This window comes from Modicisalibacter radicis (assembly GCF_900961225.1).
Taxonomy (GTDB): Bacteria; Pseudomonadota; Gammaproteobacteria; order Pseudomonadales; family Halomonadaceae; genus Modicisalibacter.
In genome coordinates, this window is sequence record NZ_CAAHFN010000057.1 from 26610 (window position 1) to 43966 (window position 17357).

At 65.8% G+C, this 17357-nt stretch carries 13 protein-coding genes; 12 read left to right on the forward strand and 1 reads right to left on the reverse strand.

Annotated features, from left to right (window positions below; genetic code table 11):
• The 10 genes from HR9077_RS08520 to purU all read left to right on the forward strand — a co-directional run bounded on the left by HR9077_RS08520 (window position 1) and on the right by purU (window position 13118).
• The gene (locus HR9077_RS08520) at window positions 1-1476 is read left to right on the forward strand and encodes a sulfatase-like hydrolase/transferase (RefSeq protein ID WP_136066585.1); all 1476 of its coding nucleotides are present in this window, start codon (window positions 1-3) and stop codon (window positions 1474-1476) included.
• Entirely contained in the window at window positions 1476-1949 is a 474-nt protein-coding gene (locus tag HR9077_RS08525; protein WP_244613115.1) for a tripartite tricarboxylate transporter TctB family protein, read from the forward strand. The genes HR9077_RS08520 and HR9077_RS08525 overlap by 1 nt, the downstream gene beginning before the upstream one ends.
• Window positions 1946-3466: a tripartite tricarboxylate transporter permease gene (locus HR9077_RS08530; RefSeq protein WP_136066587.1), complete on the forward strand. Its 1521-nt coding sequence runs from the start codon at window positions 1946-1948 to the stop codon at window positions 3464-3466. The genes HR9077_RS08525 and HR9077_RS08530 overlap by 4 nt, the downstream gene beginning before the upstream one ends.
• A 390-nt stretch (window positions 3467-3856) precedes the next feature.
• Entirely contained in the window at window positions 3857-4903 is a 1047-nt protein-coding gene (locus HR9077_RS08535) for a GlxA family transcriptional regulator (protein ID WP_136066588.1), read from the forward strand.
• A 445-nt stretch (window positions 4904-5348) separates the two neighbouring features.
• Complete coding sequence (gene glyA / locus HR9077_RS08540; RefSeq protein ID WP_136066589.1) at window positions 5349-6656, forward strand: serine hydroxymethyltransferase; 1308 nt, start codon at window positions 5349-5351, stop codon at window positions 6654-6656.
• Window positions 6657-6700: 44 nt separating this feature from the next.
• Window positions 6701-7951, forward strand: coding sequence for a sarcosine oxidase subunit beta family protein (locus HR9077_RS08545; RefSeq protein ID WP_136066590.1), 1251 nt, complete (start codon window positions 6701-6703; stop codon window positions 7949-7951).
• A 179-nt stretch (window positions 7952-8130) separates the two neighbouring features.
• Window positions 8131-8523 carry a sarcosine oxidase subunit delta gene (locus tag HR9077_RS08550; protein WP_136066591.1) on the forward strand — a complete coding sequence of 131 codons (393 nt, stop codon included), beginning with the start codon at window positions 8131-8133 and terminating at the stop codon, window positions 8521-8523.
• Entirely contained in the window at window positions 8520-11570 is a 3051-nt protein-coding gene (locus tag HR9077_RS08555) for a sarcosine oxidase subunit alpha family protein (protein ID WP_136066592.1), read from the forward strand. The genes HR9077_RS08550 and HR9077_RS08555 overlap by 4 nt, the downstream gene beginning before the upstream one ends.
• Entirely contained in the window at window positions 11563-12195 is a 633-nt protein-coding gene (locus tag HR9077_RS08560; RefSeq protein ID WP_136066593.1) for a sarcosine oxidase subunit gamma, read from the forward strand. Before HR9077_RS08555 ends, HR9077_RS08560 begins: the two co-directional genes overlap by 8 nt.
• A 56-nt stretch (window positions 12196-12251) precedes the next feature.
• A complete protein-coding gene (purU, locus tag HR9077_RS08565; protein ID WP_136066594.1) occupies window positions 12252-13118 on the forward strand; it encodes a formyltetrahydrofolate deformylase in 867 nt (288 codons plus the stop codon).
• 10 nt (window positions 13119-13128) lie between these two features.
• On the opposite strand, the gene HR9077_RS08570 is transcribed toward purU, so the two are convergent.
• Window positions 13129-15165: an NADH:flavin oxidoreductase gene (locus tag HR9077_RS08570; RefSeq protein WP_136066595.1), complete on the reverse strand. Its 2037-nt coding sequence runs from the start codon at window positions 15163-15165 to the stop codon at window positions 13129-13131.
• Between the two features lie 144 nt (window positions 15166-15309).
• Between HR9077_RS08570 and HR9077_RS08575 the strand changes: the two genes are divergently transcribed.
• Window positions 15310-15999 carry a TetR/AcrR family transcriptional regulator gene (locus tag HR9077_RS08575; protein WP_244613111.1) on the forward strand — a complete coding sequence of 230 codons (690 nt, stop codon included), beginning with the start codon at window positions 15310-15312 and terminating at the stop codon, window positions 15997-15999.
• Between the two features lie 226 nt (window positions 16000-16225).
• On the forward strand, window positions 16226-17302 hold the full coding sequence (locus tag HR9077_RS08580) for a 4-oxalomesaconate tautomerase (protein ID WP_136066596.1): 1077 nt from the start codon (window positions 16226-16228) through the stop codon (window positions 17300-17302).
• Window positions 17303-17357: the final 55 nt, after the last annotated feature.

A 17357-nucleotide genomic window follows, 5' to 3' on the forward strand; every position in this document is an offset into this window, starting at 1 on the left:
GTGAAGCCCAATGTTTTGTTCGTGACCGTGGATCAGTGGCCGGCTTCGCTTCTTGGTTGCGCGGGCCATCCGGTCATTGAAACCCCCACCATCGATCAGCTGGCCCAGGCGGGCACGCGTTTCACCCAGTGTTATGCCGAGACGCCGATCTGCATCCCCTCGCGGCGATCGATCATGACGGGGATGACCGCGCGGGGGCACGGCGACCGGGACTTTCAGCCTGACCGGCCGATGCCCGAGGGCATGCCGACGCTCGCCGAGTGTTTCGGGCAGGCCGGCTACCAGACCTTCGCCATGGGCAAGCTGCACGTATTCCCGCCGCGCGATCGCATTGGCTTCAACGATGCCATTCTCGCCGAAGAAGGGCGCGGCCACCTGGGGGGCCCTGACGATTACGAGATGTACCTGGCCGACCGGGGCTACCCGGGGGCGCAGTTCGCGCACGGCATGAGCAACAATGAATATGCCTGGCGGACCTGGCACCTGCCCGAGGAGATGCATGTCACCAACTGGACCACGCGAACCGCGGCGCGGATGATCAAGCGGCGCGATCCGACCCGCCCGGGGTTCTGGCATGTTTCCTACACCCACCCGCATCCGCCCATCGTCCCGCTCAAGGATTACGTCGATCGCTATGCGCGTCGCAACGTTCCGGAGCCTGTCACTGCCGACTGGTCGGAGGGGGACGCCATCCCCTTCAATGTCCGTGCGGTGCAGGGCTACTACGCTCAGCTTCCGGCTGAACAGCTGGCCGATACGCGGCGCGCCTTCTACGCGCTCTGCACGCATATCGACCATCAGCTCAGGTTGTTGATCGGCACGCTGCGCGAAGAGGGGTTGCTGGACGACACCATCATCGTCCTCACCTCGGATCATGGCGACATGCTGGGCGACCATGGGCTGTACGGAAAACGCGTCATGTATGATGGCTCGGCCCGCGTGCCGCTGGTGGTCGTGGATCGCGCCGGTGAACAGCGCTGCGGCACCAAGGGCGGGACCGACGATCGCCTCGTGGCGCTGCATGACCTGATGCCGACCATGCTCGATCTCGCCGGTCTGCCGGTGCCCGAAACCTGCGAAGGACAAAGCCTGGCCACGGATGCGCGACGTCCCTATCTCTACGGCGAGTCCCACCTCGGGGTACGCGCCTCCCGGATGCTTCGGGACGAGCGATACAAACTCATCTGGTACCCGGCCGGCAACAGGCGGCAGCTCTTCGACCTGGAGCGGGACCCCGAGGAGCGATACGACCTGGCCGCCAGCGAGGCGCATGCCGAGATCCGGGCGCAGCTCGAAGCGCGGCTGATCGAACACCTCTATGGCGAGGACCTCGAACTCATCGCCGGGGGCCGGCTCGCGGGGCTTGCTGAGCCCGAGTTCAGCCCGGTGGATAACCGGGGTCTCTCGGGGCAGAGGGGCATCCATTACCCCGAGGCCCCTCGATCCAATCCCGGGGAAAAGGTGGGCACGTGGTGATGTCGCTGAAGCGCCTCGATCGCGGAACACTGGTAGCGGGTGGCTGCATGTGCCTGATAGGGGCCCTTGTCATCCATGAAGCGCTCGGCATGCGGCTCGGCAGCCCCACGCGGATGGGGCCAGGCTACTACCCGCTGCTGATCGGGATCGCCGCGCTCGGTCTCGGCCTGCTGATCTTGTTGCTGGAATCCCGTGTGAACGTGCCGCTCGACGCCACGCTGGCGGACCGGAGCAGGGCCGCCTGGCGGAGCCGGCTCCTGGTACCCGCCTCCATGATCGTCTTCGCTTTGCTGCTGCGTCCGGCGGGCCTCGTGCCGGCCGCCGTCGGTCTCGTCTGCGTGGCAAGCCTTGCCGCACCGACCCTGTCGGCCCGACGCACCCTCGGCCTTGCCATCGTCACACCGCTACTGGCCTGGCTGATCTTCGTGGTCGGTCTGGGCCTGCCGCTTACCGTCATACGGGGAATCGTATGAGCGATCTGCTGTCCAATCTCGTCCTTGGCGCCGGCGTGGCCTTCTCGTGGTCGGCGCTCTTCTACTGCTTCGCGGGCGTCTCGCTCGGCATGGTCGTCGGTGTGCTGCCCGGCGTCGGGCCGCTGCCGGCCATCGCCATGCTGCTGCCGATCACCTTCTATATCGATCCCACCGAGGCCATCATCATGCTCGCCGGGATCTATTATGGGGGGCAGTACGGCGCATCCACGGCCTCGATCCTGCTCAACCTGCCGGGAACGCCGCCGGCCGCAGTCACCTGTCTCGATGGCTACCCCATGGCCAAGCAGGGCCGGGCGGGGGTGGCTCTCTTCATTACGGCGATCGCTTCGCTGGTCGGCTCGATGTTCGGCATCGTTCTCGTGGGGACCTTTGCACCGGTTCTCGCCCGCTTCGCGCTCGAGTTCGGAGCGGCAGAGTATTTTTCGCTGATCCTCTTCGCGCTGATCGGGACCTCGGCCATCGGCGGTGACAGCTTCCTGCGCTCGGTCTCGATGGTCGCGGTCGGCCTGTTGCTCGGCATCGTCGGGCAGGACGTGACCTCCGGGCAGTTCCGCTTCACCTTCGGCATTCCCGGTATTGCCGATGGGCTGAGCATCGTGGCCGTGGCGATGGGGATCTTCGGCGTATCCGAGGTCATGGCAAGCGCCCATGTCGCCCGGGATAAAAAGCCCGAGAGCTTCGGCTTTCGCAACATGCTCCCCAGTCGCAGCGACTTCCGCCGGGCCTGGCCCTCGATGGGCCGGGGCTCGCTATTCGGGGCCATCTGCGGGATTCTGCCAGGCGCCGGCGCGTCCATGGCGGTCTTCATCGCCTATGCCTTCGAGAAGCGCATTTCCAAGACACCGGAAATCTTCGGCAAAGGCGCCATCGAGGGCGTGACCGCCCCGGAGAGCGCCAACAACGCCACGGCACAGACCGCCTTCATCCCGACGCTGACACTGGGGGTGCCCGGCGATGCGGTCATGGCCGTGATGCTGGGCGCCCTGATGATCCACGGCATCAATCCGGGGCCCGGGCTGATCGAGGAACAGCCCCAGATGTTCTGGGGGCTCGTCGTCAGCTTCCTGATCGGCAACGCGATCCTCGTGATTCTCAATATCCCGCTGGTCGGCATCTGGACACGGCTGCTGCAGATCCCCTACGCCGTGCTCTTTCCGATCATTCTCGCGCTCATCTGCATCGGCGTTTACAGCATCAACTACTCGACCTTCGACATCTTCCTCGTGATTGCCTTCGGGGTCCTGGGCTACGGCATGAAACTCCTGCGCTTTCCCCCCGCGCCGCTGCTGCTGGGCTTCATCCTCAGCCCGATGCTGGAAGAGAACTTCCGACGGGCGCTGCTGCTGTCGCGGGGCGACTGGATGACCTTCCTGGTTCAGCCGATCAGCGGCGTCTTCATCGGTCTTTCTACCGCGCTCGTCCTGTTCGCGGTGATCACGGCGTTGCGACGGCGCGGCCCGGGACGCCACCCAGGCGCCCTGAGCGAGACGGAGTAGGGAATTTGCCAAACGTAGACGAGGTGAAGGATATCGATACGGGCACGCTACTTCGCCTGCAGGCGCACGTGGTGGTCATGGGCGTGGCGGGCTGCGGCAAGACGGCATTGGCACAGGCGCTTGCCGCGCGAGCGGATGCTCGATCTCATTGCCGCCCGGATCGCGCCGGCGCCCTTCGGGGACGCTCAAAGCCCGTAGCGTCCCGGCCACCGCTAGCACCATTTGCCTGCGAGCCGAGACCCGTGACACTCTGAGCGAAGGTTATCGAAGGTCCAAGGTGCGCGAAGGCTGCCGCAGCCTGCCGTTATGCCATGGAATCCTATATCCGGCATGCACCCCGAGCTTGCATGATCGTGGGCTGCGTCATTCGCTTCAGGACGATTCCGTTCGATGCTCTCCCGCCCCGATACTGCCCGCGGCGAACCGCTATCAGTGGGTTTCGTCCTGCTGCACCGCTTCACGCTGCTGCCTTTCGCCGCGTTCGTCGACTGCCTGCGCCTGGCCGCCGACGAGGGAGACCGTAGCCGTCAGCTGCGTTGCCACTGGACGTTCATGACCAGCAACGGCGGGGATGCGATGTCGAGTTGCGGCGCGGCCATCACGCCCTGCGTTCCGCTGCGTGCCCCCCGGGAGTTCGATTACATCGTGGTGATCGGGGGCGTGCAGGACGAGCAGGACCGGACCGACTCGCAGGCCCTGGCGTACCTGCGCCGCGCGGCAGCGGAAAAGGTGCCGCTGGTGGGGGTGTGCACCGGGATCTTCGCCTTGATCCAGGCCGGGCTGATGGAGGGGCGCCGCTGTTGCGTCAGCTGGTACCATCATCGCGATCTCACCGCGCGCTTCCCGGCCGTGATACCCGTGGCCGACCGGCTCTTCATCGATGAGGGTGACATCCTCACCTGCGCGGGCGGCGCCTCCACGGCGGATCTGGCCGCTTACCTCATCGAGCGCCACATGGGCAAGGCCTGGGCCATGAAGAGCCTGCACATCATGCTGATCGATGAGGTCCGCCCGGGCAGCTATGCCCAGCCCCAGCCGGTGGTGTTCGGCAGGATCGAGGATAGACTGGTCAGGCGCGCCATTGCCCTGCTCGAGCAACACCTGGGCGAGTCCATGCCGATGGACCTGCTTGCCGAGCGGGTCGGCACCTCGCGGCGTCACCTGGAACGGCGCTTTCGGGAGACCCTGGGGATCGGCCCCCAGAAATTCGCGCGGGAGCTGCGCCTGCGTTATGGCCTATGGCTGCTGCACTATACGGGCAAGAGCGTCACCGAGATCGGCGAACGCTGCGGTTTTGCGGATACGGCGCACTTTTCCCGCCATTTTCGCATCACGTTTGGAATGTCCCCCTCCGATATACGCAAGCGCGCGGGAGAACCGGATAGCCCCGCCGTCGACCCTCATTTTCTGCATATCCATGGCGACGCGCTTCCATGACCCAGGCATCCCTGGCAAGCCATTGATCCTGAACCGCTATTCGTGAAATCCGCGCGAGCTTGAAGCGGGCGCTTCAAATTCGCGCCTCCGATGGCGGGATCTGTCATGAAACATGTCGCATCTGTTCAATCCTCCGACCCCCTCCTTGGCTTTAAATTCAGCTAAGCGCTGACATCGTGCGCGAGCGTCGGCCCGATCATAAGAACAACGTGTCGGAGTAGGCTGGATGACTCATGAATCGATATCCCGTCCGGGGCTGGCGCCGGAGCCGTTTGCTCCCTGTCCCGAGGCTCGTGATGCGCGGTGTGCAACCATTCGGCCACGACGTTCTGACTCCCGAATTATCCAGATCCATACAATGAACCGGCTTCTTTCTTGGCTTGTGAGCTCATTCTCGTTCAAGCCTTGCTAGCTAGGGATCCACAATCAACGCCAGGAGAGTGGCATGAACGAATCCAGCCTCAATGACTTCGATGCGCAGATTGCACAAGCCATCGCCGAAGAAGTGTCTCGCCAGGAAGCGCACATCGAGCTGATCGCTTCCGAGAACTACGCCAGTCGCGCCGTCATGGAAGCGCAGGGCACTCAACTGACCAACAAGTACGCCGAAGGCTACCCCGGTCGGCGTTACTACGGCGGCTGCGAGTTCGTCGACAAGGTCGAGGCGCTGGCCATCGAACGCGCCTGCGACCTGTTCGGTGCCGACTACGCCAACGTCCAGCCGCACTCCGGCGCCCAGGCCAACGCGGCGGTGTTCATGGCCCTGATCAAGCCGGGCGACACCGTGCTGGGCATGAGCCTGGCCCACGGCGGCCACCTGACCCACGGCGCCGCACCCAACTTCTCCGGCAAGCACTATCAGGCCGTGCAGTACGGCCTGAACCCCGATACGGGAGAGATCGACTACGACGAAGTCGAGCGTCTGGCGCGGGAGCACCGGCCGAAGATGATCATCGCGGGCTTTTCGGCCTACTCGCGCGTGGTCGACTGGCGTCGTTTCCGCACCATCGCCGACGAGGTGGGCGCGTATTTGCTGGTCGACATGGCGCATGTCGCCGGGCTGGTCGCCGCGGGGCTCTATCCCAGCCCGCTGCCGCATGCCCACGTGGTGACCACCACCACCCACAAGACGCTGCGCGGTCCGCGCGGCGGCCTGATCCTGTCCGCCCAGGCCGACGAGGCGATGGTCAAGAAGCTCAACGGTGCGGTGTTCCCGGGCCAGCAGGGCGGCCCGCTGATGCACGTGATCGCCGCCAAGGCCGTGGCCTTCAAGGAGGCCATGAGCCAGGAATTCGTCAACTACCAGCGTCAGGTCATCGCCAATGCGCGGGCCATGGCCCGGGTCTTCGTCGAGCATGACTACGACGTCGTCTCCGGTGGCACCGACGACCACCTGTTCCTGGTCTCGCTGATCAAGCAGGGCGTGACCGGCAAGGACGCGGATGCCGCGCTGGGCCGGGCGCACATCACCGTCAACAAGAACGCCGTGCCCAACGACCCGCAGAGCCCGTTCGTGACGTCGGGCCTGCGCATCGGCACGCCGGCGGTCACCACCCGCGGCTTCGTCGAAACCGATTGCGAACAGCTGGCGGGCTGGATCTGCGACATCCTCGATGTGCTCGCCGACGGGGGCAACACCGGGGCGGTGGAAGCCGAGGTGCGCGACAAGGTGGCCTCGCTGTGCGCGCGCTATCCGGTCTATGGCGAAGCCCATAGCGGCGAGATGGCCGAAAGCGAAACATCCGTGGCCTGAACCCGACCGTCAGCGGTCCAAGGGCCGATCGAGGAGAAAAGTCTATGCAACGCTATTCCGGCTTCGGGTTGGTCAAGCACGCGCTCAGCCATCATGAAAACTGGCAGCGCCAGTGGCGCAATCCCACGCCCAGGAAAGAGTACGACGTGATCATCATCGGCGGCGGCGGTCACGGCCTGGCCACGGCCTACTACCTGGCCAAGGAGCACGGGATCACCAATGTCGCGGTGATCGAGAAGGGCTGGCTGGGCGGCGGCAACACCGCGCGCAACACCACCATCGTGCGCTCCAACTATCTGTGGGACGAGTCGGCGGCGCTCTACGAGCACTCCATGAAGCTCTGGGAGGGGCTGTCGCAGGATCTCAACTACAACGTGATGTTCTCGCAGCGCGGTGTCTTGAACCTCGGCCATACCCTGCAGGACATGCGCGACATCCAGCGCCGCGTGAATGCCAACCGCCTGAACGGCATCGACAGCGAGGCGCTCGATGCGCAGCAGGTGCAGGAGATCGTGCCGATACTCGACTGCTCGAAGCGTGCGCGCTATCCGGTCATGGGCGCATCCTGGCAGCCGCGTGCCGGCGTGGCGCGCCACGATGCCGTGGCCTGGGGGTTCGCGCGGGGGGCCGATGCGCGTGGCGTCGACATCCTCCAGCAGACCGAGGTCACCGGATTCAAGATCCTCGACGGTCGGGTGGTCGGCGTGCATACCAACCGCGGCGACATCGGGGCCAAGACCGTGGGCTGCGTGGCGGCCGGCAACTCCGGCGTGCTGGCCAGGATGGCCGGCTTCAGGCTGCCGCTGGAGTCGCACCCCCTGCAGGCGCTGGTCTCCGAGCCGCTCAAGCCCGTTCTCGACACGGTGGTGATGTCCAACCACGTGCATGGCTACATCAGCCAGTCGGACAAGGGCGACCTGGTCATCGGCGCCGGCATCGACGGCTACCTGGGCTACGGCCAGCGTGGCAGCTACTCGACGGTGGAGCATACCCTGCAGGCGATCGTCGAGATGTTCCCGATCTTCTCGCGGGTGCGCATGAACCGCCAGTGGGGCGGCATCGTCGATACCTGCCCCGACGCCTGCCCGATCCTCTCGGCCACCCCGGTCAAGGGGCTGTTCTTCAACTGCGGCTGGGGCACCGGCGGCTTCAAGGCCACGCCGGGCTCGGGGCATGTCTTTGCGGCGACGCTGGCCAAGGGCCAGGCGCATCCGCTGGCCGCGCCGTTCTCCATCGATCGGTTCCATACGGGCGCTCTCGTCGACGAGCACGGCGCCGCGGGCGTCGCGCACTGAGCGTGCGGGTCTACACGCCCTTCGAGATGAGCGCCGGGGACAAGGCGGAGCGAGGGTCTTTTGCCATGGAAGGCAAAAGTAGCGCCCATGGAGGGGTTCACAGCGCCCTCGCGCAGGCTTGTCGTCGGGAAAGCTCATCGTATGCCGGATTGTGAAAGACGCTTCAAGGGAGAGCTACCATGTTCCACATCTATTGCCCGTACTGCGAAGAGCACCGCGAGGAAGAGGAATTCCATCCCAAGGGGCAGGCGCATATCGCCCGCCCGGCGGAGCCCGAGGCCTGTTCCGACGAAGAGTGGGGCGACTACCTGTTCTTCCGCGACAACCCGCGCGGCATTCACCACGAGCTGTGGGTGCACGCGATCGGTTGCCGCAAGTTCTTCAATATCACCCGACACACCGCGAGCTACGAGATTCTCGAGACGTACAAGATGGGCGAGCAACCGACGATCACCGCCGAGAGCCTGGCGCGTGAAGAGAAAGCCGGTCACGTGCAGGTCGCTGAAGGCGGCCAGCAGACCGTGGGAGCCAGCGATGCCGCCCTGGCATCGGTCAAGGGAGCGCAGGGATGAGCCAGTCACCATCACAGCCCAACCGCCTGGCGCAAGGCGGTCAGGTCGACCGCTCGCGCACGCTGAACTTCACCTTCAATGGCAAGCGCTATTCGGGCCATGCCGGCGACACCCTGGCATCAGCCCTGCTCGCCAATGGCGTCGATATCGTCAATCGCAGCTTCAAGTATTCACGCCCGCGGGGGATCGTCGCCGCCGGCGCCGAGGAGCCCAACGCGGTGGTACAGCTGGGGGCCAGCGAGGCGGCCCAGGTGCCCAACGTGCGCGCCACGCAGCAGGCCCTCTACGACGGGCTCACGGCGCGCAGCACCAACGGCTGGCCCAACGTCCAGCGCGACCTGATGGGCATGGTGGGCAAGGTCAGTGGCGCCTTCATGCCGCCCGGCTTCTATTACAAGACCTTCATGGCCCCGGCTTCGCTGTGGATGACCTACGAGAAATACATCCGCAAGGGCGCCGGCCTGGGCAACAGCCCCACCGAAGCCGACCCGGACCACTATGACCACATGAACCGGCATTGCGACGTGCTGGTCGTCGGTGCCGGCCCGGCGGGCCTGGCTGCCGCGCTCACGGCGGCGCGCAGCGGATCACGGGTCATCCTCTGCGACGAGCAGGAGGCGATGGGCGGTTCGCTGCTGGACAGCCGCGAGCCGATCGACGGGGCGCCCGCCGTGCAGTGGGTCGAGCGGACCCTCGAGGCACTCGGCGCCATGGACAACGTGACGCTGCTGCCGCGTACCACGGCCAACGGCTATCACGACCACAACTTCGTGACCCTGCACGAGCGTCGCACCGAGCATCTGGGCGATACCGCGCCGACCCGCGACGGGCGTCGCCAGGTACGTTCGCGCCTGCATCGGGTGCGTGCCCGCCAGGTGGTCCTGGCCACCGGCACCCATGAGCGTCCGCTGGTCTATGCCAACAACGACGTGCCCGGCAACCTGGTGGCCGGGGCCGTATCCACCTACATCCGCCGCTATGGCGTGGTGCCGGGCAACAGGCTGGTGCTCTCGACCAGCAACGACCACGCCTACCGGGCCGCGCTGGACTGGCATGAAGCCGGCCGCGAGGTGGTGGCCATCGTCGATGCCCGCGCCAATCCCGACGGCGAGCTCGTCGAGCGGGCCCGGGCGCTGGGCATCCGCGTGATCACCGACAGTGCGGTGATCGAGGCCAAGGGCGCCAATCGCGTCAGCGCCGCCCGCGTGGCGAAGATCGATGCTCAGCTGTTCACGCTGGCCGGCCGTGTCGAGGAGCTGGCCTGTGACACCATTGCCAGCTCCGGCGGCTACAGCCCGGTCATTCATCTCTCCTCGCACACCGGCACCCGCCCGCTGTGGCGCGACGACATTCTCGGCTTCGTGCCGGGGACGCTGAAGGGCATGACGTCGGCCGGTGGCGCCCAGGGCATCTATGCGCTGCCGGCGGTGATCGCCGACGGCATCGACGCCGGCAGCCAGGCGGTCCAGGCCAATGGACAGTCGGCGGAGCCTTTCGAGGCGCCCCTTGTGGCGCCAATCCGCGAAGGGGAGAGCGTGGCGCTCTATCAGATCCCTCACGAGAAGCCGACCCTGCGTGCGCCCAAGCAGTTCGTCGACCTGCAGAACGATGTCAGCGCGGCGGGGATCGAAGTGGCCACCCGCGAGGGCTTCGAGTCCATCGAGCACGTCAAGCGCTACACGGTGATGGGCTTCGGCACCGACCAGGGCAAGCTGGGCAACATCAACGGCATGGCGATCGTCGCCCGCTGCCTGAGACGCACGATTCCCGAGGTGGGCACCACCGTCTTCCGGCCCAACTACACCCCGGTGACCTTCGGTGCCATCGTCGGCCGCCACTGCCGCGAACTGTTCGACCCCGAGCGCTATACCGCGCTGCATCAGTGGCATGTCGAGCAGGGCGCCGAGTTCGAGGACGTGGGCCAGTGGAAGCGCCCCTGGTATTTCCCGCGGACCGTCAATGGCAAGAAGGAGAGCATGCACGAGGCGGTGGCCCGCGAGTGCCTGGCGGTGCGCGAACGGGTCGGCATTCTCGATGCATCGACCCTGGGCAAGATCGATATCCAGGGGCCGGATGCCCGCGAGTTCCTGGGTCGCGTCTACACCAACAAGTGGGCCAAGCTGGCGCCGGGAAGGGTCCGTTACGGGCTGATGTGCAAGGACGACGGCATGCTCATGGACGACGGCACGACCAGTTGCCTGGGCGAGAACCACTTCCTGATGACCACCACCACCGGCGGCGCCGCCGGGGTGCTGGAGTGGCTGGAGCTCTGGCACCAGACGGAGTGGCCGGAACTCGACGTCTACTTCAACTCGGTGACCGACCACTGGGCGACCATGACCGTGACCGGGCCCGACGCGCGCAAGCTGCTGGCCGAGATCACCGATATCGATCTCGACCGCGAGGCGTTCAAGTTCATGGACTGGCGCGAGGGCACGGTCGCCGGCGTGCCGGCCCGGGTCTTCCGCATCTCGTTCACCGGCGAGCTGTCCTTCGAGATCAACGTCCAGGCCAATTACGCCATGCACGTCTGGAAGACCCTGTTCGAGCACGGCGAAAAGTATCAGCTGACGCCCTACGGCACCGAGACCATGCACGTACTGCGGGCCGAAAAGGGCCTGATCATCGTCGGCCAGGACACCGACGGCTCGGTCACCCCCGAGGACCTGGGCATGCAGTGGGCCATCGGCTACGACAAGCCGTTCGCGTGGATCGGCAAGCGCGCCCTGTCGCGCTCCGATACCCGACGCACCGACCGCAAGCAGTTCGTCGGCCTGAAGCCCAAGGACCCCAAGGTGGTGCTGGAGGAGGGCGCCCAGATCGTCTTCGACCCCAAGCAGGCCATTCCCATGGTCATGTCGGGTCACGTGACGTCCAGCTATTACAGCCCCTCGCTGGGACAGGGCTTCGCCCTGGCAGTGGTCAAGGGCGGTCACGAACGCATGGGCGATACCGTCTACTTGCCGATGGTCGATGGCACCGTCCACGAGGCCGAAATCGTCAGCCCCGTCTTCATCGATCCCAAGGGAGAGCGCCAGAATGTCTGACGTCAGAGAATTCGATACCCGGCCCGCCGGGCACCCGAGCGCCGAGTCGCCGCTGGCGTGGTCCTTTCATCGACAAGCCCCGCCTCGTGAAGCCGGCGCGGGCGTGACGCTGCGCGAGCACGCCTTCCTGGGTCACCTTGTCCTGCGTGGCGGCGCCATCGTCCTGGACGAGGCCGTGCGCGAGGTGCTGGGCATAGCCTTGCCGGCCCGGCCCAACACGCTGGCGCTGGATGATGGCGGCGAGCGTTCGGTTCAATGGCTGGCTCCCGACGAGTGGCTGGTCATCGTGCCCGCCGGCGAGGAGTTTACGCTGGAAAGCCGGCTGCGCCAGGCGCTGGGCCAGGCGCACTTCAGCATCGTCAATGTCAGCGGCGGGCAGACCCTCATCGAACTTTCGGGGCCGCAGGCCCGCGAGGTGCTGATGAAGTCCACGACCTACGATGTACATCCGCAGGCGTTCCCGGTGGGCAAGGGCGTCACCGTGGTGTTCGCCAAGGCTTCGGTCGTGCTGCGCCGCCCGCGCGAGGATGCCTGGGAGCTCGTGGTGCGCCGCAGCTTCGCCGACTATTGTTACCGCTGGCTGTTGGATGCGGCTGGAGAGTATGGCGTCAGCGTGGCACGTTAAATCATCAGGCCGGCCCCAGCGCCGGCCTTTTCCATCAGCCGAAGAAAGTGAACGTCATGAGCCGAATGGCCGATACCTGGATTCTTGCCGCCCAGTGCCCCAGTCGTCTGGGGACGGTGGATGTGGTGACGCGTTTCCTGAAGGAGCAGCATTGCTACATCATCGAGCTCAACTCCTTCGATGACCGGCTGGGCGGACGCTTCTTCATCCGTGCCGAATTTCGCCCCGAATTGGAAGGATTCCATGGCGAGGCGTTTCAAGAGGCGTTTGCGCCGCGTGCCGCCGAGTTCGAGATGGATTTCGAGCTGACCCCGCCGGGCAAGCGCACGGGGACCGTGATACTCGTCTCCAAGGCCGATCACTGCCTGAACGATCTGTTGTATCGCTACCGTATCGGTCAGTTGCCGCTGGACATCCGCGCCGTCATCTCCAACCATCCGGATCTCGAGCCGCTGGCGACGTGGCATGGCCTACCCTATCACCATCTGCCCGTCACGCCCGAGACCAAGCCGCAACAGGAAGCCCAGATCCAGGCGATCATCGAGGAGAGCGGGGCGGAACTGGTGGTGCTGGCGCGCTACATGCAGGTGCTGTCGCCGGCCATGTGCGAGCGGCTGGCGGGACGCGCCATCAATATTCACCACTCGCTACTGCCGGGGTTCAAGGGCGCCAGGCCCTATCACCAGGCGTATGAGAAGGGCGTCAAGCTGGTCGGCGCGACGGCGCACTACATCAACAACGATCTCGACGAAGGACCGATCATCGCCCAGGGCGTCGAGCCGGTCGATCACGCCCACTACCCGGAAGACCTGGTGGCGAAGGGGCGCGACATCGAGTGCCTGACGCTGGCACGCGGCATTGGCTATCACCTGGAGCGTCGCGTATTCCTGCATGCGGGGCGCACGGTGGTATTGGGCAATTGACGTGTCGATTTCACAGGTCCTTGGCCAGCCTGAGCGCATCGTAAATGGCCGCATGCGTGTTGCGGTGAGAAATCGCATCGCCGATCCGGAATAACTGGAATTTGCCGTCCGGATGGCTGTCGAGCGATTGCGGGCTGCCGGCGATCAGGTCGTCGTAGTCGACGGCGCCCCGGTTGCTCGACAGCGGCTTGAGTTCCTCGTAGAGATCGTCCAACGGCAGGGTGCCGAAGTTGACCACCACCTGATCCACGCGTCGCTCCAGGTCGAGCCGGGTATAGTCGCTGCTGATCGAGGCCACCAGAGCGCCGCCGTCGCGGCGGATGCCGGTCAGCCGAAACGTCGGCGTGAAGGTGACATCACGCACCTGCAGGGCGCGCATGTACGGCACCAGGTTCATGGCCATCACTTCCGGCGCCAGGGCGCGGTCGGCGGTCATGTACTCCACCCGGCTGCCCGCCTTGGCGATGATCTCCGCCGCCTGCAGCGCGGTATGGTCGCCGGCGTCATCGTAGACGAGCACGTTGCGCCCCGGCCTGGCGTGGCCTGAGAGGATGTCCCACCCCGTCACCGCCAGTTCGTTGCCTTCCGCCAGCGCCTGCTCGTTGGGCAGGCCGCCGGTCGCCACGATGACCACATCGGGAGACTCGGCGAGCACTTCGTCCTGTTCGGCGAAGACGTTGAAATGGAAGGTGACGCCCATCGCCCGGCAGCGCTCGATCCGCCAGTCGATGATCCCCATCATCTCGCGACGGCGTTCGCTCTGTGCCGTCAGGCGGATCTGGCCACCCGGGGCGTCGGCGGCCTCGAACACCACCACCTCGTGCCCGCGCTCGGCGGCCACGCGCGCCGCTTCCAGCCCGCCGGGCCCGCTGCCGATCACCACGACCTTGCGTCGGGTAGCGGCCGGGGCGATGGTATGCGGCATGGTGGTTTCGCGGCCGGTCGCCGCATTGTGAATGCAGTACGCCGCCCCGCCCTGGTAGATGCGATCGAGACAGTAGTTGGCGCCGACGCAGGGGCGAATTTCCGCCTCGCGGCCCTCCATGACCTTTTTCATCAGGTGCGGGTCGGCCATGTGGGCGCGCGTCATGCCGATCATGTCCACCTTGCCCGAGGCGATCGCATGGCGTGCCGTGGCGACATCCTGAATCTTGGCGCCGTGGAAGGTGGGAAAATCGACCTCACGCTTGATGTCGCCGGCGAAGTCCAGATGCGGCGCGCTGGGCATGCCCTGGATCGGGATGACGTCCGTCAGCCCCGGGTCGGTATCGATGTGCCCCTTCACCACGTTGAGGAAATCCACCAGGCCGCTGTCCTTCAACCGGTGCGAGATCGCCATGCCGTCGCGGGCATCGAAGCCCCCCGGCAGGCATTCGTCGCCGGTATAGCGCACACCCAGCAGGAACTCCTCGCCCACCCGCGCGCGGATGCTGGCGAGCACCTCGAAGGTGAAGCGAAGCCGGTTTTCCAGGCTACCGCCGTAGGGCCCGTCGAGTTCGTTGGTCAGCGGCGACCAGAACTGGTCCATCAGGTGGCCGTAGGCCTGGATCTCGAGTCCATCCAGACCGGCGGCGTGCATGCGCTCGGCGGCATCGGTGTAGTCCCTGATCAGTCGCTCGATGTCCCAGAGCTCCGCCTTCTTGGGGTAGGCGCGGTGGGAGGCCTCGCGGTGATTCGACGCCGAGACGATGGGCAGCCAGTCGCCCTTGTCCCAGCGGGTGCGGCGCCCCAGGTGGGTCAGCTGGATCATCACCGCCGTGCCATGTTCGTGGCAGGCATCGGTCAGCTCGCGCATCCACGGCACCACTTCATCCTTGTAGGCGAGGATGTTGTTGAAGACGGGCGGGCTGTCTTTCGAGACCGCCGCGGAACCCGCCGTCATGGTCAGCGCCACGCCGGCCCTGGCGCGTTCGACGTGATAGGCCCGGTACAGTTTCTTGGGCATGCCGTCTTCCGGGTAGGCGGGTTCGTGCGAGGTCAGCATGACCCGGTTCTTCAGCGTCAGGTGCTTGAGCTGCAGGGGCCGCAGCAGAGGGTCGTTGTTCACGGTGAGTACTCGCTTGTTGTTGTGATATCGATTCAAGCTAGCCGTGGCTGTACTAGGTTGTCAATAATGATGACATCTGTGTACAGAGAGCTGACAAGGCTTCTGTTATCATCGCTGCCACGCCCATGGGAGGGAGGGAACCGCGTGAAAAGTGACCGCTCCACGAGCAACCGGATTGCCTGGGTCGATGCGGCGTACGACCTGCTGATCGACTCCGGCGTAGGCGCCGTCAAGATCGTGCCGCTGGCCAGGAAGCTGGGCACGTCGCGCACCAGTTTCTACTGGCTGTTCAGGGATCGCGAAGAGGTGCTTGCCGCCTTGCTGGAGCGCTGGGAACACCAGAACACCCGCGCCCTGGTCCTGCAGACCGAAAGATATGCCGCGTCGATCGTCGAGGCCCTGCTGAACGTCTTCGACTGCTGGTTCGACCCCGCCCTCTTCGACTCGGAGTTCGAATACGCCGTCAGAAGCTGGAGCCTGCAGGACAGCGCCGTCGCCGAGCGGGTCCGCCATGCCGACGAACGACGCCTCGAGGCGCTGCAGGCGATGTTCATCCGCTACGGCTACGAAGCCTCGGAAGCCGACACCCGCGCCAGGACCGTCTACCTGCTGCAGATCGGCTATATCTCGATGCATACCCAGGAGAGCAAGGACACGCGCATAAGCCGCGTGGCGCAGTACGTCGCTATCTTTACCGGGCAACCCTGCACGCCCGCGGACCTCGAGCGTTTCGCCGCACGCCATACGACCCGGTTCTCCGCCGAGGAAGTGGCGGCTGCCCAACGGGAGATGACGCATGAAACGCGCTGCGCGGGGCCGATCGATCGCGACTGAGAGTCAGCGCGGCCGGTTAGCGTGATGGCGGAAGAGGAGAGCTTGGCATCACAGCGCCCATAAGAAAAACGCATGCAGGTACGGGATAAAGCATTACTCAGCGCCATTGCCGGGATGTCACGATGAAGCGCAACGAGAGATCCACACCTCGGACAGGCGTGCCGTGACGAGGCCATGCCGCGTTGACCGGGCCGATGTCGACCGGGGTGAAAGAGAGAGAAAGCCCATGCAAACAGCGATCCCCTACCTGCACATGCGCGGCGGCACCTCGAAGGGGCTGTATTTCCTCGCCGACGACCTGCCCCGCGATACCGCGACCCGCGACGCCGTGCTGCTGGCGGCGATGGGCTCCCCCGACGCACGCCAGATCGACGGTCTGGGCGGCGCCGACTCGCTGACCAGCAAGGTGGCCATCGTCGACCGTGCCTCGCGCGACGACGCCGACATCGACTACCTGTTCGCCCAGGTGGTGGTCGACGAGCCCCGCGTGGATTACGGCCAGAACTGCGGCAACATCCTGGCCGGGGTCGCCCCGTTCGCCATCGAGCGGGGGCTGGTGGCGGCCCGCGACGGCGAGACCCCGGTACGCATCCACATGGTCAATACCGGCCAGCTTGCCATCATCACGGTGCCGACACCCGGCGGTCATGTGGAATACGCCGGGGATGCGCGTATCTCGGGCGTGCCGGGCAGTGCCGCGGCGCTGATCGTCGAGTTCCAGGATACCGCCGGGTCGAGTTGCGGCGCGCTGCTGCCGAGCGGTAACGCCAGCGACCGGATCGACGGCGTCGAGGTGACCTGCATCGACAACGGCATGCCGGTGGTCGTGCTGCGCGCCGGGGATCTCGACATCGAGGGCCACGAAAGCTGCAGCGAGCTAGAAGCCAACGACGCGCTCAAACGACGCCTCGAGCGCATCCGCCTGCAGGCGGGCGAGCTGATGAACCTGGGCGACGTCGCGGCCCGCACCGTGCCCAAGATGACGCTCGTCGCTCCGCCTGACGCGGGCGGCACCCTGACCACGCGCTCGTTCATTCCGCACCGCTGCCACCAGGCGATCGGGGTGCTGGGGGCCGTCAGCGTCGCCACCGCCTGCCTGATTCCCGGCTCGGTGACCGGCGCCCTGGTGGCGCTGCCCGCCGGCGATCGCAAGCGCCTGTCGATCGAGCATCCCACCGGTGAATTCACCGTCGAGCTGCGGCTCGATACCCAGGGGAACATCGTCAGTAGCGGCGTGCTCAGGACCGCGCGGCTGCTGGCCGAAGGGCGGGTCTTCGTGCCCGGCACCGTGTGGAAGCGCTAGCCGGCGGACATGCCGAGGCAGCGCGCTGGCGTCCGGCCGGTCGATGAGCCTTGCC